The sequence below is a fragment of the Sphingopyxis sp. YF1 genome, assembly GCF_022701295.1.
Lineage (GTDB): Bacteria > Pseudomonadota > Alphaproteobacteria > Sphingomonadales > Sphingomonadaceae > Sphingopyxis.
Genome location: NZ_CP033204.1, coordinates 1,510,384 through 1,528,425, shown reverse-complemented (window position 1 = coordinate 1,528,425; position 18,042 = coordinate 1,510,384). Strand labels below are relative to the sequence as shown.

Below are 18,042 nucleotides of genomic sequence, written 5' to 3'. Positions count from 1 at the left end.
CCCGAAAGGAACCCCCATGACGCTCGCCCGCCGCACGCTCGTCGCCCTCTCCGCCTTTGCCGGGATCATCGGCACCGCGCACGCCGCCAGCCCGACGATGTTCCGCGACGCCGGATGCGGCTGTTGCCTCAAATGGCTGGAGATCGTGAAGGCGTCGTTCGGCACCAGGGTAGCGGTGGTCAATGCGCCCGACATGAACGCGGTCAAGGACAAGCAGGGCGTACCGCAGGCGCTGCGCAGCTGCCACACCGTGCTCGTCGGCGGCTATGTGATCGAGGGCCATGTGCCGGCGAAGGAGATCGCCCGCTTGCTCAGGGAAAAACCCAAGGGCGTCAAAGGCCTCGCGGTCGCGGGCATGCCCACCGGATCGCCCGGCATGGAATATCGCAACATCCGCGACGCCTATCAGGTCATGACCTTCGGCCCCGGCGGCCAGCGCGTCTATGCGAGCTATGCCGCAAGCGGCGGCTGAGCCGCCCCGCCTACGTTCATCCCGTTGGCGAGCATTCCGGTCACCTCCGTTATTGCGGGCGAAATGAGCGTCAGGCCAGCTCGGCCCTGAACAGCTCGAGCATCCGGCCCCACGCCTTCTCGGCTGCCGCTTCGTCATAGGCGCGGCCGTCGGGCGGGCACCAGCCGTGCATCGCCCCGGCATAGACCTCGACCTCGTGCCACTGCGGACGCGGCGCCAGCGCCTCTTTGAGCAGCACTTTCTCGTTCGGGCTTTCCTTGTCGTCATTGTCGGCGATCGCGAAGAGATAACCGGCGTTGGTGTCGTCGATCAGCAGATGCGGGCTGTCGGGCTTGTCGGTGGCGACGCCGCCGCCGTGGAAGCTCGCCGCAGCGCCGACGCGGTTCGGGCTGAGCGCGGCGGTGTAGATCGTCATCGCGCCGCCCATGCAATAGCCGGTGGTGCCGATCCGGCGTTTCGTGTCGACTTCCTTCTGCGCGTCGAGGAAGGCTAGGTGCGCCGCGGCATCGGTCTCGACGATCGGCCGGGTGAGCCGCTTGAGATATCCGAACAATTTCTCGCGCACCGCGGGCACGTTGAAGTCGTTGGCCGCGTCGACCACCGGCGATTTCTGCCAGCGGTAGAAGGGGTTGATCGTCAGCACCGCATAGCCCTCACCCGCCAGCCGGTCGGCCATCTGGCGAAAGGCGGGGCGCAGCCCGCGAATATCCGGCCACACCAGAACGCCGGGGTGCCTGCCCTCGGCGGGCGCGACGAAATAGGCGTCGCACGTCCCGTCGGCGGTCGTGATCGCGACGTCGCGCCGCACCAGCGCCTTGCCCTCGATCGCGCGCGCGGGCAGCGCCGCGACCAGCGCCCCTGCCCCCGCCAGCGCGGTAAAGCTGCGTCGCCCGACGGGCAGCCCGGCGCGGTCGAGATCGGCTTCGGTTTCGTTGGTGCACATCGCGTCTCTCCTTGGGGACTCAAAAAAACCGGCAGAAAACTGCCGAACTTTACACGGAAATCATATCGGCCACCGCCGTTGCCCGGCGCGAGCCGGGGCCCATGCCGCAAAGGGCCTGGCAATCCATCCGCGTCCCGGTTTTCACCCGGGAGCGGCAAACGCCCTTCGCACGAAAAGCGGCAGAAAACTGCGTAACTTCATTCGCGATTGGCGTTTCGATGGACGAGCATATCGGCATCGTCCGCAGGCTAGTCTGGCGATGTTTTTTAGGACAGCGCTTTTTGCGCCGCGAACGCCATCGTCATCGGCGCCCTTCAAGGTCCTTGATGATGTCGGGCGCCGCCAGATCGCGCGACGCCTTGTCCAGCACCGGATCGAAACCATGTGCCTTGCCATAGTTCAGCCCGTCGCCCCCGGTCTGCATCTCCTCCCAGCGTGCATTGTCCCGCACCGGCTCGTCGTCGAGCAGATCGCGCGCCGCGCGCTGCACCTTTTTCATTCGCCGCCACAGCCACACCGGCCACACCACGATCGCCGCGAACAGCATCAACGGCCACAGAATATTCCAGATCACGCTCACCCCCTCCCCGGTTGGTCAGGCAGCGATGCTAATCTCTTCAAAGGCAAAGGCAAGCCGGTGCACCCCGACATCGCGCAGCTTGTCGCCGTGCGCAGCGCGGTCGACGATATGTCCCGCGCCGCAAAAGCCGATCACCGTCATCCCCGCGGCCAGCGCGGCGCGCGCGCCGATCGGCGAATCCTCGATCGCGAGGCACGCCGCCGGGTCGACCCCAAGCCCCTTCGCGGCCGCCAGATAGATGTCGGGAAAGGGCTTGCCGCGCCCCCAGCCGTCGGCGCTGTAGACATGTCCGCCGAAATGATGCGCCAGCCCGAAGCGGTCGAGCGACGAGGCAATATAGGCGGGGCTGCTCGACGAGGCGATCGCGCGGGGCGTCGTCCCCAGCGCGTCGAGGAATGCGGGCGCGCCGGGCACCGGCGCGAAGCCCTCGGCGAACATGCGGATCGCGCGCTCGCGGTGCCGTTCGCGAAAATCGGACGGCAGCGGACCGCCGAGACGCAGGGTGATGCGCCGCTCGGTCTCCTGCCAATTATGCCCGCAATAATCGCGCAGGCAGTCTTCGTAGCTGGTGGGCAGCCCGATCGCGGTCAGGCTCTCGGCGAGCGTCTTGTTCGCGCGCACCTCGCTGTCGGCGACGACGCCGTCGAAGTCGAAGATGATGGCGGCGGGGGTCATGAACGCGCGTCCTGTTTATGCGAATGCAACCTGTCGCGCCTAAACGCCAAGCCGACAGGAGACGCAATCATGAAGTTTATCGAGCTCAAGTCGCGCGGCGGCAATTATCTGGTCGTCGCCGACAATGTCGCGTGGCTCCGCGACTATGAGAATGGCCAGGTGCAGGTCGGCATGGTCGGCGGCGCGCCGCTGCTGATCGTCGGCAAGCTGGAGGAGATTGCGGCGTCGATATTGGAACAGGCGAATTCGGCGGAGTAACACCGTGCCGGAAGCGCCGTCAGTCATCCACGCCGAAGTGGGAAATAACGTCGCGGCTGCCGTGCAAGATGTTAACGACCTCCAGCAAATCTTCCTGATAGCGAAAAAAGATGATGTAGCCCTTGTGCGGCGTCGAACGAACGTCTTCGCGCAATTCGTTTCGCGGGGTTCCCAGCGTTCCGGGCAGTGATGTGATATGACGGCAACGCCCAATCAATTGAAAAAGGAAGGACTCGGCGACATCCTCGCTGCCGCTTTCCTCGGATATGAAATCCGAAATATCACGCAAATTTTCTCGCGCTTGTGCGGTGAACCGCAGTTCACGCGTCATGCGGCAGCTTTGCCGGCCCGCCGCCCGTCAAGGCTCTCGCGAACATGGGCCATTACCTCTTCACCCGTATAGGAGCCGCCCTGCTCGATCGACGCATTGATCGTTTCGCGCAGCGCGGCCAGCTTTTGCTCGCGCTCCTCGACCAACCTCAGACCTTCGCGAACGATTTCACTGGCTGAGCCATAGCGGCCAGCTTTCAGCAGTTCTTCGATATAGGCGTCCCAGCGGGGACCGACGGATACGTTCATGGCCTTGCTCCTCATGACTGCCTCTACGTCCATAACATAAATTGCACAGTTTATGTTATATTTATGAAAGGTCGTCGCGCAGATGATCGCGGCGTGATTTTGGAGCAGCGAACGCGGGGGAGTGGGGCAATGGAGGGCCAGCGATGTGGCGGCCGATCTCATTTGTCGCGGCGCCAGAACGCCCACCACGATTGTTTCAAAGCAGGCGCCTCGCGGATTCCAAGGCCCTGCTCTCTCGCACAATCGGGGTCAATCCAAGCCGAGATTATCTTTGGCGGCTCCTGCAATGCGCTGTCGGGTTCAAGATCAAAGGCATCTTCATGCTCCAGCCCTCGAACGAAAGCCTCAAAATTGTGGGCCACTTGGGTGATCCGATAATCGCACTCCTGATCGATATGGACGACCTTCGGCTCACCCGATGGCCCACATTCCCGATAATCGAGGCATAGCATGTCATGGCCGGCAGAGGGGCAGTCACCGAAGTATATCCCGATGTCGGGATAGCCCCACTCATCATTGGACTGGCGACTTCCAAGCTCGCCGCACAATGACCATATCTGCTTCCGGCCAATCCCCTTAATGCCGGTTATCGCGACATGGTCTTCGGCCTAGGAAGTCGGAGTGGCAGTTCGGTGACAGGTGCTCGCCGGGCAACCGCCGTTTTGCGACTGCATCAACTCAATGTACGCCGCCGGCAATTTATACCCTAGTTCCTTTTCCACCGATCGGATGACGTCCGGGGTCGGAAAGGGCTCGACATATTCACGGCCTGCCCAGTCGGAGTCTTCCCAAAAGGTAGAAAGATCAAAGTCGTTGAATATCTTCGGCATGGAGGGGCAGACTACTCCACCGTCACCGACTTCGCCAGATTGCGCGGCTGGTCGACGTCGGTCCCCTTGGCCACCGCCACATGATAGGCGAGCAACTGCACCGGCACCGCGTACACCAAAGGCGCGATCAGCGGGTGGACCTTGGGCATTTCGATCGTCGCCATGCAGCCGTCGCCGGCTTCGGCGAGGCCCTCGGCATCGCTGATCAGGACGATCTTGCCGCCGCGCGCCATCACCTCCTGCATATTGCTCACGGTCTTTTCGAACAAGGGGCCGCTGGGCGCGAGAACGATCACCGGGACCGCCTCGTCGATCAGCGCGATCGGGCCGTGCTTCATTTCACCCGAGGCATAGCCTTCGGCGTGGATGTAACTGATTTCCTTGAGTTTCAACGCGCCTTCGAGCGCGAGCGGATAATCTGGACCGCGGCCGAGATAAAGCACGTCGCGCGCCGGGGCGACGAGATGCGCCATCGCCGCGATTTCCTCGTCATGGCTCAGCGCGGCGTTGAGCGCGGCGGGCGCCTCGATCAGATGCTTGACGATTTCACGTTCCTCGGCGGCGCTGAGCTTGCCCTTCTTGAGCGCGAGATGCGCGGCGAGCGCGGCGAGGACCGCGAGCTGACAGGTGAAGGCCTTGGTCGAGGCCACGCCGATTTCGGGGCCGGCGTGGGTCGGAAGCAGCAGGTCGGCTTCACGCGCCATGCTGCTGGTGGGGACGTTGACGACGACCGCGATCGTCTGGCCGTTCGCCTTGCAATGGCGCAGCGCCGCGAGCGTGTCGGCGGTCTCGCCCGACTGCGAGATGAAGAGCGCGAGCCCGCCGGGTTGCAGCACCGGATCGCGGTAGCGGAATTCGGACGCGACATCGATGTCGACGGGGACGCGCGCGAAGGTTTCGAACCAATATTTGGCGACCATGCCGGCGTAGAAGCTGGTGCCGCAGGCGACGATGGTGATGCGGTCGATCGCCGACAGGTCGAAATCCATCTGCGGCAGCGCGACGGTCTGTTCGAGCGGGCGGATGTAGGAGGAGAGCGTCTGCGCGACGACGGTCGGCTGCTCGAAAATCTCCTTCTGCATGAAGTGGCGGTAATTGCCCTTCTCGATCGTCGCGGCGGTGACGCCGCTGGTGGTGATCTCGCGCGTCACCGGATTGTTCGCGGCGTCGAAAATCTGCGCGCCGTCGCGCGTGATGATCACCCAGTCGCCCTCGTCGAGATAGGCGATCTTCTGCGTCAGCGGCGCGAGCGCGAGCGCGTCCGAGCCGAGATAGGTCTCGCCCTCGCCATAACCGACGACGAGCGGCGACCCGAGGCGCGCGCCGATCAGCAGCTCGGGATGGCTGCGAAAGGCGATGGCGAGCGCAAAGGCACCGCGGAGCTGCGGCAGCACCGCCTGCACCGCCTCGGTCGGCGATTTGCCGGCCTCGACCTGTTCGCTGACGAGGTGCGCGACGACTTCGGTGTCGGTCTCGCTCTCGAACCTGCGCCCGCGCGCCTGCAGCGCCTCGCGCAGCGGCTTGAAATTCTCGATGATCCCGTTGTGGACCAGTGCGACCTCGCCCGTCGCGTGCGGGTGCGCATTGCTCGTCGTCGGGGCGCCGTGCGTCGCCCAGCGCGTGTGCGCGATGCCGACAAGGCCCGGCGCGGGGTTGCCCGCAAGTTCCTTCACCAGATTGTTCAGCTTGCCCTCGGCGCGGCGGCGAACGAGCTGGCCGTCCTGCACCGTGCAGACGCCCGCCGAATCATAGCCGCGATATTCCATGCGCCTGAGGCCATCGACGAGGCGATCCGCGACCTGGTCCTTGCCGACGATTCCGATAATTCCGCACATGGATTCTGCTTTCTTTAGAGCGTGTAGGGAACGCGAATACCCGGCATCGCTGCCGGAAACACCTTGATATTGCGTGTAACGAGAATGCGCCCCGAAATCTGCGCCGTCGCGAGCACCAGCGCGTCGCAGAGCGTCAGCCCCTTGCGCTCGGCACGCAGCGCGGCGGCGCGGCGCGCGACGGCATCGCCGACCTCCTCGACCGCAAAGCAGCCGAGGAAGGCCTCGACCGCCTTCACCGACGCGGGGTCGGCGGCGGTCATCACCTCGGTCCAGCTGATCCGGCTGACGCTCTTGCGCCCCGCGCGTCGGATTTCGCTGCGCGCCGCCTCGACGCCGTTCAAGGCGTCGATGAGGATGTCGCTGTCGAACTGCGCGTCGATCATTCGCGCTTGCCCCGCAGGCGGCGCTGATATCTGAGGCCATCGCCGATGTCGGCGCGGTCACGCCAGATGCCGAAGGCATTGTCGATCGCACCGCCCGAGGCTTCGGCGCGATAGGATGCGACCGCGCGGCGCACGAGTTCGGCGCGCGAAACGCCCTGCTCGGCCGCGAGCGCGTCAAGCCATTCGACGTCGGAGTCGGGGATGTCGGCAAGGAAGCGCACGCAGCGTTGATATCATGCCATGATATCAAATCAAGCGTTGCCGAAATTCCGGTCGACGTAGATCATCGCGAACTGCACCGGATCGGCAGGCCTTCCGTTCGCCTGCTCGAAGCGTGCCTTGCCGTCTTCCCAGATCTTGCGGACCTGCGCGGGCAGGTCGGGGCCGAATTTCATCTGGCGCGCGACGATCGCCGGCCAGCTGCCGGTCGTGCCGAAGCTCTTGTGGAGTTGCGGCTCCATCGCCTTGCAATAGGTCGCGGTGGCCGCGTCGAGATGGCCGATCGCCTGAAGCACCCAGGCGTCGACGAAGCGCAGGAAGGGCTTGTCGGTATAACGGTCGGTCACGCGGGTTTCTCCATCGTCCATTCGTCGCGCAGCAGTCCGAAGATCAGCGAATCGCGAACGCCGATATGCGTTTCCCACTCGCCGCGCAGATGCCCTTCGCGCCGGAATCCCAGCCGTTCGAGCAGGCCAATCGAACCGCTGTTCTCGGGATCGGTGTCGGCGAAGATGCGGCGCAGGCCCTGTTCGGCAAAACCATAGTCGATCACGCGCGCCACTGCCTCGCGCGCGATACCGCTGCCCCAGCGATCGCGGTGCAAGATATAGCCGATCTCCTTCACGGCGGGTTTGCCGTCGACCAGGATCACCCAGCCGAGCGCGGCGTCGTTTTCCATCGTGATCGCCCAGCACAGAAAACCCTGCCCTTCGGCGGCGTTGCTCGCGACATAGGCTTCGGTCTCGGCGAGCGACACGTGCGGCCCGCTCGACCACCAGGTCATCAGTTCGGCGTCGGACAGCACGGGAAACAGCGCCGCGGCATCGTCGGCGCGGATCTGGCGCAATACCAGCCGCCCGGTGGTCAGCGTCGGTGCGGTCAAGGCTATTTCCCCGCCTTCTTCTTGCGCATCGTGTCGTGGAAGCGGTCGGCCCAGCCCGGCTTGATCAGCTGCTCGGCGCGGACCATGCGCAGGTCGCCGTCGCCGACGTCGCGCGACACCGCGCTGCCCGCGGCGACGATCGCGTCGCGGCCGATGGTGACGGGGGCGATCAGCGCGCTGTTCGATCCGATGAAGGCGTTTTCGCCGATCACCGTCTGATATTTGAAATAGCCGTCATAATTGCAGGTAATCGTGCCCGCGCCAATATTGGCGCCCGCGCCGACGATCGCATCGCCCAGATAGGTGAGATGGTTCGCCTTGGCGCCCTTGCCGAGCACCGCCTTCTTGGTTTCGACGAAATTGCCGATCTTGGCTTTCTCGCCGAGCACCGTTCCGGGGCGGAGGCGCGCGAAGGGACCGACCTCGCAGCCCGCACCGATGACCGCGCCCTCGATATGGCTGTTGGCGCGGATCTTGACATGGTCGGCGACGGTCACGCCGGGGCCGAAAAAGACATTGGGCTCGACGAGCACGTCGCGGCCGAGCACCGTATCCCACGCGAACCAGACGGTTTCGGGGGCGATCAGGCTGGCACCCTCGGCCATCGCGGCCACGCGCCGCCGCGCCTGCCACTCGCCCTCCATCGCCGCGAGCTCGCCGCGGCTGTTGATCCCGGCCACGTCGTAGGGATCGGTGACGACCACCGCGCAGTGCCGCCCGTCGGCATTGGCGATGTTGACGATGTCGACGAGGTAGAACTCCTTCGCCGCATTGGCATCGGTGACGCGCGCGAGCAGCGCGAACAGGTCGGCCGACTTTGCCGCCATCAGCCCCGAATTGCACAGCCGCACCGCGCGTTCCTCGGGCGTCGCATCCTTGTGCTCGACCATCCTGGTCACATAGTCGCCGTCGGTGATGACGCGGCCATATTGCTGCGCGTCGTCGGGTTCGAAGGCGAGCACGACGACCGCGGGGGCGTCGGGGGCGTTCAGCCGGTCGATCATCGCGCGCATCGTCGCAGCGGGAACGAAGGGCACGTCGCCATAGAGGATCAGCACGTCGCCATCGAAGCCGGTCAGCGCCCCCTCGGCCTGCTGCACGGCGTGGCCGGTCCCGAGCTGCGGCTCCTGCACCGCGAGGTCGGCGCTGCCCGCCAGCGCCTTTTCGAGCTGATTGGCCTTGTCGCCGACGATCACGACCTTCTTCGCGGGTTCCAGCTCGTCGACGCTCGCCATCAGGTGCATCAGCATCGGGCGCCCCGCGATCGGGTGCAGCACCTTGTGCAGATCGGACTTCATGCGGGTGCCCTTGCCCGCGGCGAGGATGACGGCGGCGATCGGATTACTCATGGCCAGCGCCATGCCAGCAAATCATTGCGGTTTCCAGCACATCGCGCCATGCGAGCCCTTCACACCCGTTCGCATCGAGCGAAGTCGAGATGCCCAGCGATCGCGCACGGCTTCGTGTGTCTCGACTTCGCTCGACACGAACGGAAAGAGAGGTTCGCCGCATGTCTTTCCCCTTCGCCATCGTCGGCTTCGATCTCGACGGCACGCTCGTCGACAGCCTCGACGACCTCACCGCCGCGCTCAACCATGCGCTGGAGCTTGCCGGCCGCGCACCGGTGCGCGCACCCGAGGTCCGTTCTATGATCGGACGCGGTGCGCGGCACATGCTCGACCGGGCGCTGGCGACGGGCGGCGGAGTCGCGGACGACGAATTTCAGCGGCTCTACGACGAGCTGATCGCTTATTATGAAGCGCATATCGCGGTGCACAGCACCCCTTACCCCGGCCTGACCGCCGCGCTCGACCGGCTCGACGCGCTCGGCGTCCGGACCGCCGTGGTCACCAACAAGAACGAGCGGCTTGCGCGCCTCCTGCTCGGCGAACTGGGCCTCGCCGACCGCATGGCGACGATCATCGGCGGCGACACGATGGGGCCGGGCAACGCCAAGCCGTCGCCGGTGCCGATCCATGCGATGATCGAACGCTGCGGCGGCGGCCCCGCCGCTTTCGTCGGCGACAGCAGCTTCGACATCATGGCGGCGAAAAACGCGGACGTGCCCAGCATCGCGGTCAGCTTCGGCTTCCCCAACCAGCCGGTCGGCGAACTCGGCGCCGACCATGTCATCGACCATTATGACGAGCTGGTGCCGCTGCTCGAACGGCTCTAGCCGCAACTCTGGACCGCCCGCCGCCCGCTCCGCGCGACGGTCAGCGCTTGCGCCACTTGGTCCACAGATGCTTCGCGAGCATCAGCGGCGGCATGCGCAGCCAGTGCGAGCGGACATAGAAGGCCTGCTGGAGCAGGAAGCGGGTCGGATGCCCCCAATCGTCGCGCGCCAGCAGGCGGCGGCGGAACCAGATGTCGCTCGCCTCGTGCCCGTCCCAGCCTTCGGGCAGGACACTCCCGTACAGGTCGCGCGCCAGCCGCGCGGCGCGGTGCACCGCGGCGCGCAGCCCGTGCGTATCGGCGCGGCCGTCGAGCCGCCCCCAGAACCCCGGATCGGCGGCGGCAAAATCGCGCGTCAGGCAATGGAAGTCCCACAGGTTGCGCAGCCCGCCCTGCAGATCGCCATCGGCGATCAGATGCGCGGCGCAATGGCACACCATATCCTCGGGGTTGAACACGCGAAAACCGCCGGGCGTGCGAACCGCGTCGCCGACCAGCGCCAGCGCGTCAGGCGTGATGCGGTGGGTGCGCGGCAGGATCGTGTGGTGCACGTCGATCATCCGGTCGCGCTCCTTGTGGATCAGCGGCGGCAGCTCGTGCATATGGTCGCGGTAATAGGCGTCGTCATAGGCGTCCTGCTTCAGCCATTCCCACCCGTCGATCAGCGCCAGGTTTTCGGCGCGGCCGATGTCGTGCCAGGGCACCAATATGTCGAGGTCGCCGATCTGGCGCCCCGCGGCGCACGACAGCCCCGCCGCGGCATAGGCGGTGCCCTTGAGCAGCACGAATTCGACCCCCGCGGGATCGAGCGAGCGGCGCGCCATTTCGGCCTCCCACAGCGCCTGCGCGGTTCCCACCGCCGCCGCGGCGCGCTGGTCGGCGAACAGCGCGGCGACCGCCGGCGGCAGCACCGCCAGCGCAAGATGATGCGCCAGCGTCGCCAGCAGCGTTTCGGCGCGCGCGACGCTGATCACCCCGTCCCAGTCGCGCGGGGCGAGCGACTGCGGATCGCGGCGCCCCGCCAGCAGGTCGACGACCGTCTGCACCGCGCTCATCGCACCGCCTCGGCCCATAATTGCTCCGCCAGCGCGATGCCGGTCGCACTATCGGGATAGGAGATGGCGAAGGCGGGGGTCTCGCGCACCAGCCGGACCAGCGCCGCAAACCCCGTCTCGCCGAGCGCGATATAGTTGGTCGACGCCTCGGTCAGCCGGACGAATGCCTCGGCCTCGCCCATCCGCTCGACTGCGGCCTCGCCGCCGAAGCGCGGAAAGAGCAGCAGCGCCGGGCACACCGGTTCGTGCATCGCCGCGACCGCTTCCGGCCGCGGGATCAGATGGCGGATGTCGCCCTTCGGTGTTCCAGCGAGCAGCGGTCCGAGCCGTTCGGGCGCGACGCGTGCTGCGAGTTCGGCGATCGCGTCGTTCTTCAGGCTCACCGCGCGGGGAAAGGCCAGCGCGTCGCCGCCGCCGGGTTCGATCAGCGTGAACTCGTCGCCCATCAGCCGCCACTCGCCCTCGCCGAGCAGCGCCGCGAGCGTCGACTTGCCCGATCCCGACGCGCCCGACAGGATGATCGCGCGCCCGTCCTTCGCCACCGCGCTGGCGTGGAGCAGCAGGTGCCGCCGCCAGCCGAGCGCGACCTGCAAGTTCATCCCCATTTCGGCGGCGAGCAGCCCCATCGACAGCGGCAGCGGCAGCGCGTCGGGGATGATGAAATCGCCGCCGATATGCACCGACGGGCGCAGCCGGCGGCGCCAGGGACGCGCCGCGAACAGCCGCACCGTCGCGTCGGCGGGGCGCTGCATATCCTTGGGATAGCCGGCATAGAGCCGGTCGAGCGCCGCGACCGGGCCGGGCCAGTCGCTGCCGATGCGAAACTGGACGGGACCGACGGCGATGCGGGTGCTGTGCCTCACGCGGGTTCCACCAGCCCCATTGCCGCGAGCTCGCGCAGCCGCGCAGCGAGGATCGGCGCCGGATCGCCATCGCCTTCGAGGTCGAAGACGTCGGCAAGGCGCGCGGCGAGCGCCGCGGCGTCGCACGGTCCGGCGTCGAGTGCAGCGAGAATTTCGGGCATCGGCGCCGCGACGAGGTGCGTCTGCATCGAGCGGCGATCGAAAAGCGCGGTCAGCGCGCCCAGCGGCTCGATGCGCAGCGCCCCCGCGGCGGCCGCGCGGTAACGACGATCAGCCATAATCTTCGGCGGCGGCGGTCAGTTTGGCGAGGATCGCGAGCAGCGTCGCGCGCTCCCCGGCGCTGATGTTCGATTCGAGCCGCGCCTCGCTCGCCAGCGCGGCGGGCACGATGGCGTTGTACAATTCGCGGCCGGTCTCGGTAAGTTCCAGATGATGCGAGCGCCCGTCGGCCTCGTGCGCCTGTCGCGCGATCAGGTTGCGGTCGGCGAGCGCCTTTGCGGCGCGGTTCACCGTCACCTTGTCCATCCGCGTCGCATCGACCAGATCGCGCTGGGTCAGCGGCGTGCCCTCGCCCAGCACCGCCATCAGCCGCCATTCGGGGATCTTGAGCCCGAACCGGTTCTGATATTCGGCGGCGATCCGGCTCGACAGCGCGTTCGAGGCGATCGACAGGCGATAGGGCAGGAAATTGTCGAGGTTGAGCGTCTTGGCGGCCATGCGTTGTTCATATCGCCTGTTCGCCGCCTGTGAAGGGCGCGATGCGGATTTTTCAGAAGGCGACGCGCACCCCGGCCCAAAGGGTCCGCGGCGTGGCGCGCTCGACGATGCCCGCCGACGAAATCGCCGCGGGGACCAGTTCGTCGAACAGATTCTCACCGCGTGCCTCGATGCTGACCGTCCTCGCGACACGCCACGCGATCCCGGCGTCGAGCGTCAGCGCGTCGCCGAGCACCTGCTGGCCCAGATCATCCTCATTCTGCCTGCCGACATAGCGCAGCGTCGCAAAGCCGCCGAGCGGCCCCGCGCGATTGCTGCGCAGCGACAGGCTGCCGCCGTGCTTCGCGATCTGCGCCGGGCGGCGCCCGTCGAGCGCGGCGGCGCTTCCCGACGCGTCGACCGTCGCATCGGTAAAGGCCCAGGTCGCGCGCAGGGTCACCGGTCCCGCCACCTGCTCGGCGGCGAGTTCGATCCCCCTGGCGTCGATCGCGTCGAGATTCTCCCGCCGGCTGTAGCTCGCCCCCGCCGCGACGAAGCCGACGCCGGGGAAATTGCCCGGCCCCTGCCCCAGCGTGACGTTGGCGATCGCGTTCGACAGGCGGTTGACGAACAGCGTCGCCGACAATCGGGTGCCGCCGCCTTCCCAGTCGGCCCCGACCTCGCCGCCCCACAGGCGTTCGGGCGCGAGCGCCTCGTTCGCCGCGGTCGCGTCGGCGCCGACGCGGAACGGGCGATAGAGTTCGTTGAGCGTCGGCAGGCGCCAGCCGCGATAGCCCGCAGCGCGGATCGCGAAGTCGTCCGACTTCCAGCGCACGCCGACGCGCCCGCTACCCTCCCAGCCGCCGCGCGCCGCGAAACGCGCGTCGGCGATCGTGCTGCCGCCGATATTGACCTCGCGCCGGTAGCCCGCGCCGATCCACCAGCGGTCGACGCGGCCGCTCGCGGTCCACAACAGCCCCTGATCGCGATCGCCCGACGCCCATTCGGCGAAGGCGCCCACCGTGTCGCTGCTGCCCCCTGCGATGCGGTGGCGGCCCGGAACCAGTCCGGCGAAGAAATAATCCTCCTGGGTGCGTCCCGTCGTGCGGCGCCAGTCGGCACCGACGCGCAGCGGGTTTTCACCGTCTATCTCGGGGCGGATTTCGAAGCGCGCGCCGAGCCCGGTCGCCGGGACGCGCTGGAACAGCGCCGGCGCAACGCTGTTGCGGTTCGCCGCAACGCTCGCAAAACCGCTCTCGAAGTCGCGGAGCTGGACATAGGCGAGCGCGAGCCATTGGGTCGCGGCGGCGGGATCGTGGACGAAACGCAGGCTGGCATCGACCCCGTCGACGCGGCTGTCGGTGAAATCGACCCCGCGGTCGCGGCGGTCGGTGAAACCGCGCAGGCTCGCCTCGACCCGGCTGCTGTCGCCCGCATCGAAGCGCATCCGCACGCCGAGACCGCCCATCTCGTAAGGCGCGGCGCGGTCGACCGACCCGCGCTGGCCTGCGACGGTCGGAACGAAACCGTCGCCGCGGCTGTAGCGGCCGTCGATCGCGACCTGCCCGCCGCCGAGCCGCGTCCCCGCGCTCAGCGTGGCGTCCCAGGCGTCGCGGCTGCCATGGGCCGCGCTCGCCGTCACGCCGCTGGTCATTTCGGAATGGAGCCCGATCGTTCCCGCGAGCGCTCCGGGGCCGTCGGCGCCGCTGCCGCCGCCGCGCGCGATCACCGCGCCGCCGAGCGCGATCGCGTCATAGGCGCTCCACGCGACCCAGCCGCCGAAGGGGTCGGCCTGCGGCACCCCGTCGAGCGTCACCAGCGCGCGGCTCGACGCATTGCCTCCGAGCCCGCGCAGCGTCACGCCCTGGCTCGTCGGATGCGCGCTGCGCCCGTCGCTGCGGCGGAACTGGACGATGCCGGCTTCGTCGCGCAGCCGGTTCTCGATCCGCGCGCCGAGACCGGGGTCAAGGTCGCGCAGGACAGCGGAACCCTGCACCGCGTCGCCGTCCGACGGGCGCAGCGACCCGGCCCCGGTCACGACGATGATCTCGGGCGGCAGCTTGCCGACATTGCACAGGCAATAATCGGGGTCGTCGCCCTCGATCGGCTGCGCCATCGCCGCCGCCGGCATCGCCAGCAGCGCGGCTCCCGCGAGCCACCGCATCACGCGGGCTTGACCGCGTCGGGATGCGCCTTCTGGAAGGCATCCAACTCCATGCACGCCGCGTCGATTTCCACGAGCCGCGGATAGGCATCGAGCGGCACCTCGAAGCGCCGCGCATTATACATCTGCGGGACGAGGCAGCAGTCGGCGATCCCCGGCGTCTCGCCGCCCAGATAACGCCCGTCGCCCGCCATGGCTTCAAGAGCGTCAAACCCCTGCGCGATCCATGTCGCGATCCAGCGGTCCTTGGTCTGCTCGTTGAGCCCCAGATCGCGGGTCAGATATTTGAGTATGCGCAGATTGTTGAGCGGGTGGATATCGCTCGCGATCACCTGCGCCTGCGCCAGCGCGACCGCGCGCGGCATCGGCGCGTCGGGGATCAGGCGCGGTTCGGGATAGGCGCGGTCGAGCCAGTCGATGATCGCGAGGCTCTGGATGATCGGCTCGCCGTCGACGACGAGCATCGGGACGAACCCCTGCGCATTCTGTTCAAGATAGGCATCGCTGCGCTGTTCGCCCGCGATCAGGCTGATCTCGACGCGCTCGTAGGCGAGTGACTTGAGGTTGAGCGCGATGCGCACGCGATAGCTGGCCGAGGAGCGGAAATAATCGTGGAGGACGAGTTGGGGCACTGGCTGGGTCATGGCGCCATCTAATGCGATGCTTTCGGCATCTCGGCAATCCATTGCCGGAGCAGCGCCGCGCCCTCCCGGTGCACCGTCGAGCGCCCGACCTCGGGCATCGCTATGCCCGGGTCGGTGCTCTCGAGGCGATAGATCAGGAAGCTGCGTTCGGGATCGCCCGGCGCCACCGCGAAATCCATGCCGCCGCTGCCGCGCCCCGCCGCGGTCGGGCGCTTGCCGATGCCGTAATTGACGCCCGCGGGATCGTCGGTCCAGCGCAGGAACAGTCCGCTGTTCGACGCGCTGCCCGCGGGATTGTGGCAATGCGCGCAATTGGCATCCAGATAGGCGCGCGCGCGGGTTTCGACGCTGCCCGACTTCGCGTCGTCCCATATCGGCATCGCCGTTTTCAGCGCGTCGGGATTCTCGAAATACCAGCTGCGCTGTTCGGGCAGCCAGTCCGACGGGAGCACGAAATTGCGCGCCTTGGGCCCGATCGGCACGATCTCGCCGTTCAGGCTGTGGCATTCCTTGCACTGGTTCTTGTTGGGCACGGCATAGCGGATGCTGTGCGTCTCGCCGTCGGGGCTCCTGAACGTCACGGGAACACGCCGCCCGCCGAGCGCGAGCGTCGCGTCCCTGCCGTCGGCATCCCAGATATAGGGCAGCGCGATCCAGCCCGCGGCGCGACGGATCAGCAGGCGCGTCTCGACCGGGCGCCCGTCCGCGACGTCGCTCCAGCCGAAGCTCTTGACCAGCACCGTACCGACCGGGAAATCGATCGTCCCGTCGGCCAACACGCGCGCCTTCTTTCCGGCGGGGATCGAAACGAAACGATGCTTGTCGGCATAGTCGCTGAACAACGGCGTGCGCAGCGTGTAGGGAAAGCTGCCGAGCGGCACCTTGGGGTTGCCAAAATGGAACAGGCCGAACGCCGACAGCTTCTGCGGGATCGCGTCGCTGTCGATCACTTCCTGATGGACGCCGGGCAGCGGCACGCCGCTCGCGCCGCTTGCGCACAGCAAGGCCGCCGCCAGCGCGGCGAAGACGCGCCTCACTGGACCTTCGCCTCCATCGCCGCGGGCAGCGTGATGCCGGGCAGCGCCGCGGGCGGGGTGCCCTTCGACAGGTCGGCGGGCGACGGTTTCGCGGCGCTCTGCGGCGTCGCGACGTCGGGCAGGTTCAGCGACAGCACCCCGACCTTGTCGAGCACGATCGCATCGCCCGCGCCGTCCCACAGCACCGGCGGGATCGATCCCCCCATCGCCGCCGCGATCTCGGCTCCGCCCGGAAAGGCAGGCGCGAAACCCGCGCGACCATGCTCATTGTCGCGCACCACGATCGCTCGCGGCAGCGGCTGGTATTTGGGATCCTTGTGTTCGTAGCGATAGCCGACGATCATCACATTGGCGGTGCCGTTCTTCTCCATCACATTGTCGAAAATCTCGACGTTGCGGTTCGCCATCACCAGCACCCCGGTCCCGGTCGGCACGCTCGCGACGATATTGCCCTTCGGCGCGAAATTCGGCGTGTCGTTCTCGACGATGATATTGTCGAAGACGCGGACATTGTGCCCGCCCTGCATCGGCAGGCTGGGCAGGTCGAACACCAGGATGCCGCCGGTATTCTTCGTCGCCAGATTGTCGTGGACGTCGGCATCATAGCTGTTCTCGATCTCGATGCCCGCGACATTTTCCTTCGCGATCGAATCGCGCACGACGATATTCTTCGACTGGCCCACATAGATGCCCGCGTCCGACGCGCCGCGCACAAACACGCTGTCGATCAGCACGTCGCTGCTCTCGACCGGATAGATGCCGTAGGCGCCGTTGGTCTCCTTCGGGCCCGCGGTCCATTCGACGCGCAGCTTGTGATAGACGATGCGGTCGGCGCCCTTCGACTTGATCCCGTCGCCCTTGGTGTTGAGCACCGCGAAATTGGTCAGGAACACGTCATCGCTAGTGACGAGCAGCCCCTCGCCCGCCCCCTGCTGCCCCGCAAAATCGAGGATCGAGCCGCTGCCGTCCTCGACCCCCGCACCGCGGATGGTGACCCCGGCGACGTCGAGCGACAGCCCGTCAGCCAGCGCCCACGTCCCCGCACCCAGCTCGACGATATCACCCGGTTCGGCCACGATCAGCGCTTCCTGCAATTTCTCGTTGGCGTCGACGCCGCCCGCCTCGACCCGGATCGTCTTGGCGGTCGCCGGGACGGCAAGCAGCAGCGCGGCGGCCAGCGGCGCGGCGAAACGATGGATTGGCATCAGACTCTCCCTTGTTTTTTGCGAGCATGCTGCAAGACTGCGCCGATGCCAAGCCATGTTGCTGACATGGCTGTAGCTAAAGGGCCGGGGTCGCAGCTCCGCCTGAACCGGGGGAGACTATCATGCGTCGTTTTATCGTCGCGGCATTGGCCGCGCTCGTCACCGTGCCGGCTACCGCCGCCGCGCCGCAATCGATCACGGGCCGCTGGGCCACCGACGACGGCAAGGCGATCGTCGATATCTATGCGTGCGGCGCACGGCTGTGCGGCAAGGTCCACAAGCTGCTCTTCACCCAGCCAGCCGGCGGCCAGCGCGACGAACGCAACCCCGACAAGGCCAAGCGCGCACGCCATGTGTCGGGCCTGCAAATCTATTGGGACCTCGCCGCCGACGGCGCTGCGTGGAAGGGCGAAGGCTACAGCCCCGAGGACGGCCGCTATTACAAGGCGAACCTGCGCGCCGCGGGCAACAAGATGACCATGAAAGGCTGTGTCAGCGTCTTCTGCAAGACGGTGACGTGGACCCGGATGAGCCAGTAGCGCGGAT

The 18,042-nt window shown here is 67.0% G+C and carries 23 protein-coding genes and 1 pseudogene; 4 read left to right on the top strand and 20 right to left on the bottom strand.

All coding sequences use genetic code 11. The features are described from left to right. Positions 1-16: 16 nt before the first annotated feature. Positions 17-472, top strand: a complete 456-nt coding sequence (locus EAO27_RS07435; protein ID WP_242778992.1) for a DUF411 domain-containing protein — start codon at positions 17-19, stop codon at positions 470-472. Positions 473-542: 70 nt separating this feature from the next. Here EAO27_RS07435 and EAO27_RS07430 read toward each other — a convergent pair whose 3' ends face one another. The 3 genes from EAO27_RS07430 to EAO27_RS07420 all read right to left on the bottom strand — a co-directional run bounded on the left by EAO27_RS07430 (position 543) and on the right by EAO27_RS07420 (position 2,670). Next, positions 543-1,415 (bottom strand): dienelactone hydrolase family protein, encoded by an 873-nt coding sequence (locus EAO27_RS07430; RefSeq protein WP_242778989.1) that lies wholly within the window; start codon positions 1,413-1,415, stop codon positions 543-545. A gap of 301 nt (positions 1,416-1,716) precedes the next feature. After that, on the bottom strand, positions 1,717-1,989 hold the full coding sequence (locus EAO27_RS07425; protein WP_242778986.1) for a hypothetical protein: 273 nt from the start codon (positions 1,987-1,989) through the stop codon (positions 1,717-1,719). Positions 1,990-2,010: 21 nt separating this feature from the next. Continuing rightward, on the bottom strand, positions 2,011-2,670 hold the full coding sequence (locus tag EAO27_RS07420) for an HAD family phosphatase (protein WP_242778983.1): 660 nt from the start codon (positions 2,668-2,670) through the stop codon (positions 2,011-2,013). Between the two features lie 69 nt (positions 2,671-2,739). Between EAO27_RS07420 and EAO27_RS07415 the strand changes: the two genes are divergently transcribed. After that, complete coding sequence (locus tag EAO27_RS07415) at positions 2,740-2,928, top strand: hypothetical protein (protein ID WP_242778980.1); 189 nt, start codon at positions 2,740-2,742, stop codon at positions 2,926-2,928. Positions 2,929-2,947: 19 nt separating this feature from the next. On the opposite strand, the gene EAO27_RS07410 is transcribed toward EAO27_RS07415, so the two are convergent. From EAO27_RS07410 to glmU, 9 genes and pseudogenes are all read right to left on the bottom strand, one after another. Continuing rightward, positions 2,948-3,259 carry a type II toxin-antitoxin system RelE/ParE family toxin gene (locus EAO27_RS07410; RefSeq protein WP_242778977.1) on the bottom strand — a complete coding sequence of 104 codons (312 nt, stop codon included), beginning with the start codon at positions 3,257-3,259 and terminating at the stop codon, positions 2,948-2,950. Further along, positions 3,256-3,507, bottom strand: a complete 252-nt coding sequence (locus EAO27_RS07405; protein ID WP_242778974.1) for a type II toxin-antitoxin system ParD family antitoxin — start codon at positions 3,505-3,507, stop codon at positions 3,256-3,258. The genes EAO27_RS07410 and EAO27_RS07405 overlap by 4 nt, the downstream gene beginning before the upstream one ends. Before the next feature lie 158 nt (positions 3,508-3,665). Continuing rightward, positions 3,666-4,337 (bottom strand): annotated as a pseudogene (locus EAO27_RS20965) (SMI1/KNR4 family protein). 11 nt (positions 4,338-4,348) lie between these two features. Further along, on the bottom strand, positions 4,349-6,172 hold the full coding sequence (glmS, locus tag EAO27_RS07395; RefSeq protein WP_242778968.1) for a glutamine--fructose-6-phosphate transaminase (isomerizing): 1,824 nt from the start codon (positions 6,170-6,172) through the stop codon (positions 4,349-4,351). Positions 6,173-6,186: 14 nt separating this feature from the next. Further along, complete coding sequence (locus EAO27_RS07390; RefSeq protein WP_242778964.1) at positions 6,187-6,555, bottom strand: PIN domain-containing protein; 369 nt, start codon at positions 6,553-6,555, stop codon at positions 6,187-6,189. Then, entirely contained in the window at positions 6,552-6,776 is a 225-nt protein-coding gene (locus EAO27_RS07385) for a ribbon-helix-helix domain-containing protein (protein WP_242778961.1), read from the bottom strand. The genes EAO27_RS07390 and EAO27_RS07385 overlap by 4 nt, the downstream gene beginning before the upstream one ends. 30 nt (positions 6,777-6,806) lie before the next feature. Beyond that, entirely contained in the window at positions 6,807-7,121 is a 315-nt protein-coding gene (locus tag EAO27_RS07380; RefSeq protein WP_242778958.1) for a hypothetical protein, read from the bottom strand. Beyond that, complete coding sequence (locus EAO27_RS07375; protein WP_242778955.1) at positions 7,118-7,657, bottom strand: GNAT family N-acetyltransferase; 540 nt, start codon at positions 7,655-7,657, stop codon at positions 7,118-7,120. Before EAO27_RS07375 ends, EAO27_RS07380 begins: the two co-directional genes overlap by 4 nt. 2 nt (positions 7,658-7,659) lie before the next feature. Further along, the gene (gene glmU, locus EAO27_RS07370) at positions 7,660-9,006 is read right to left on the bottom strand and encodes a bifunctional UDP-N-acetylglucosamine diphosphorylase/glucosamine-1-phosphate N-acetyltransferase GlmU (protein WP_242778952.1); all 1,347 of its coding nucleotides are present in this window, start codon (positions 9,004-9,006) and stop codon (positions 7,660-7,662) included. A gap of 161 nt (positions 9,007-9,167) precedes the next feature. Between glmU and EAO27_RS07365 the strand changes: the two genes are divergently transcribed. Beyond that, complete coding sequence (locus EAO27_RS07365) at positions 9,168-9,833, top strand: HAD-IA family hydrolase (RefSeq protein WP_242778949.1); 666 nt, start codon at positions 9,168-9,170, stop codon at positions 9,831-9,833. A gap of 40 nt (positions 9,834-9,873) precedes the next feature. Here the strand turns inward: EAO27_RS07365 and EAO27_RS07360 are convergent, their stop codons facing one another. From EAO27_RS07360 to EAO27_RS07325, 8 genes are read right to left on the bottom strand one after another with little or no spacing between them, the layout of a single operon-like run. Further along, positions 9,874-10,887 carry a nucleotidyltransferase family protein gene (locus EAO27_RS07360; protein ID WP_242778946.1) on the bottom strand — a complete coding sequence of 338 codons (1,014 nt, stop codon included), beginning with the start codon at positions 10,885-10,887 and terminating at the stop codon, positions 9,874-9,876. After that, positions 10,884-11,750 carry an HprK-related kinase A gene (locus EAO27_RS07355; protein ID WP_242778943.1) on the bottom strand — a complete coding sequence of 289 codons (867 nt, stop codon included), beginning with the start codon at positions 11,748-11,750 and terminating at the stop codon, positions 10,884-10,886. Before EAO27_RS07355 ends, EAO27_RS07360 begins: the two co-directional genes overlap by 4 nt. Next, complete coding sequence (locus EAO27_RS07350) at positions 11,747-12,028, bottom strand: HPr-rel-A system PqqD family peptide chaperone (RefSeq protein ID WP_242778938.1); 282 nt, start codon at positions 12,026-12,028, stop codon at positions 11,747-11,749. Before EAO27_RS07350 ends, EAO27_RS07355 begins: the two co-directional genes overlap by 4 nt. Next, a complete protein-coding gene (locus EAO27_RS07345; RefSeq protein WP_242778935.1) occupies positions 12,021-12,467 on the bottom strand; it encodes a MarR family transcriptional regulator in 447 nt (148 codons plus the stop codon). Before EAO27_RS07345 ends, EAO27_RS07350 begins: the two co-directional genes overlap by 8 nt. Before the next feature lie 52 nt (positions 12,468-12,519). Then, on the bottom strand, positions 12,520-14,610 hold the full coding sequence (locus tag EAO27_RS07340; RefSeq protein WP_242780487.1) for a TonB-dependent receptor: 2,091 nt from the start codon (positions 14,608-14,610) through the stop codon (positions 12,520-12,522). After that, on the bottom strand, positions 14,610-15,254 hold the full coding sequence (gene maiA / locus EAO27_RS07335; RefSeq protein ID WP_242778932.1) for a maleylacetoacetate isomerase: 645 nt from the start codon (positions 15,252-15,254) through the stop codon (positions 14,610-14,612). Before maiA ends, EAO27_RS07340 begins: the two co-directional genes overlap by 1 nt. A gap of 8 nt (positions 15,255-15,262) precedes the next feature. Further along, entirely contained in the window at positions 15,263-16,291 is a 1,029-nt protein-coding gene (locus tag EAO27_RS07330) for an SO2930 family diheme c-type cytochrome (RefSeq protein ID WP_242778929.1), read from the bottom strand. Beyond that, a complete protein-coding gene (locus EAO27_RS07325; protein ID WP_242778926.1) occupies positions 16,288-17,496 on the bottom strand; it encodes a parallel beta-helix domain-containing protein in 1,209 nt (402 codons plus the stop codon). The genes EAO27_RS07330 and EAO27_RS07325 overlap by 4 nt, the downstream gene beginning before the upstream one ends. A 122-nt stretch (positions 17,497-17,618) precedes the next feature. On the opposite strand from EAO27_RS07325, the gene EAO27_RS07320 reads away from it, so the two are divergent. Further along, positions 17,619-18,035 carry a DUF2147 domain-containing protein gene (locus tag EAO27_RS07320; RefSeq protein ID WP_242778922.1) on the top strand — a complete coding sequence of 139 codons (417 nt, stop codon included), beginning with the start codon at positions 17,619-17,621 and terminating at the stop codon, positions 18,033-18,035. Positions 18,036-18,042: the final 7 nt, after the last annotated feature.

What these genes read in the sequence shown, in the direction of transcription:
- EAO27_RS07435 (WP_242778992.1), top strand. Translation starts at nt 17, where the DNA reads ATGACGCTCGCCCGCCGCACGCTCGTCGCCCTCTCCGCCTTTGCCGGG.
- EAO27_RS07430 (WP_242778989.1), bottom strand. Translation starts at nt 1,415, where the DNA reads ATGTGCACCAACGAAACCGAAGCCGATCTCGACCGCGCCGGGCTGCCC.
- EAO27_RS07420 (WP_242778983.1), bottom strand. Translation starts at nt 2,670, where the DNA reads ATGACCCCCGCCGCCATCATCTTCGACTTCGACGGCGTCGTCGCCGAC.
- EAO27_RS07415 (WP_242778980.1), top strand. Translation starts at nt 2,740, where the DNA reads ATGAAGTTTATCGAGCTCAAGTCGCGCGGCGGCAATTATCTGGTCGTC.
- EAO27_RS07410 (WP_242778977.1), bottom strand. Translation starts at nt 3,259, where the DNA reads ATGACGCGTGAACTGCGGTTCACCGCACAAGCGCGAGAAAATTTGCGT.
- EAO27_RS07405 (WP_242778974.1), bottom strand. Translation starts at nt 3,507, where the DNA reads ATGAACGTATCCGTCGGTCCCCGCTGGGACGCCTATATCGAAGAACTG.
- glmS (WP_242778968.1), bottom strand. Translation starts at nt 6,172, where the DNA reads ATGTGCGGAATTATCGGAATCGTCGGCAAGGACCAGGTCGCGGATCGC.
- EAO27_RS07390 (WP_242778964.1), bottom strand. Translation starts at nt 6,555, where the DNA reads ATGATCGACGCGCAGTTCGACAGCGACATCCTCATCGACGCCTTGAAC.
- glmU (WP_242778952.1), bottom strand. Translation starts at nt 9,006, where the DNA reads ATGAGTAATCCGATCGCCGCCGTCATCCTCGCCGCGGGCAAGGGCACC.
- EAO27_RS07365 (WP_242778949.1), top strand. Translation starts at nt 9,168, where the DNA reads ATGTCTTTCCCCTTCGCCATCGTCGGCTTCGATCTCGACGGCACGCTC.
- EAO27_RS07360 (WP_242778946.1), bottom strand. Translation starts at nt 10,887, where the DNA reads ATGAGCGCGGTGCAGACGGTCGTCGACCTGCTGGCGGGGCGCCGCGAT.
- EAO27_RS07350 (WP_242778938.1), bottom strand. Translation starts at nt 12,028, where the DNA reads ATGGCTGATCGTCGTTACCGCGCGGCCGCCGCGGGGGCGCTGCGCATC.
- EAO27_RS07345 (WP_242778935.1), bottom strand. Translation starts at nt 12,467, where the DNA reads ATGGCCGCCAAGACGCTCAACCTCGACAATTTCCTGCCCTATCGCCTG.
- EAO27_RS07340 (WP_242780487.1), bottom strand. Translation starts at nt 14,610, where the DNA reads ATGCGGTGGCTCGCGGGAGCCGCGCTGCTGGCGATGCCGGCGGCGGCG.
- maiA (WP_242778932.1), bottom strand. Translation starts at nt 15,254, where the DNA reads ATGACCCAGCCAGTGCCCCAACTCGTCCTCCACGATTATTTCCGCTCC.
- EAO27_RS07325 (WP_242778926.1), bottom strand. Translation starts at nt 17,496, where the DNA reads ATGCCAATCCATCGTTTCGCCGCGCCGCTGGCCGCCGCGCTGCTGCTT.
- EAO27_RS07320 (WP_242778922.1), top strand. Translation starts at nt 17,619, where the DNA reads ATGCGTCGTTTTATCGTCGCGGCATTGGCCGCGCTCGTCACCGTGCCG.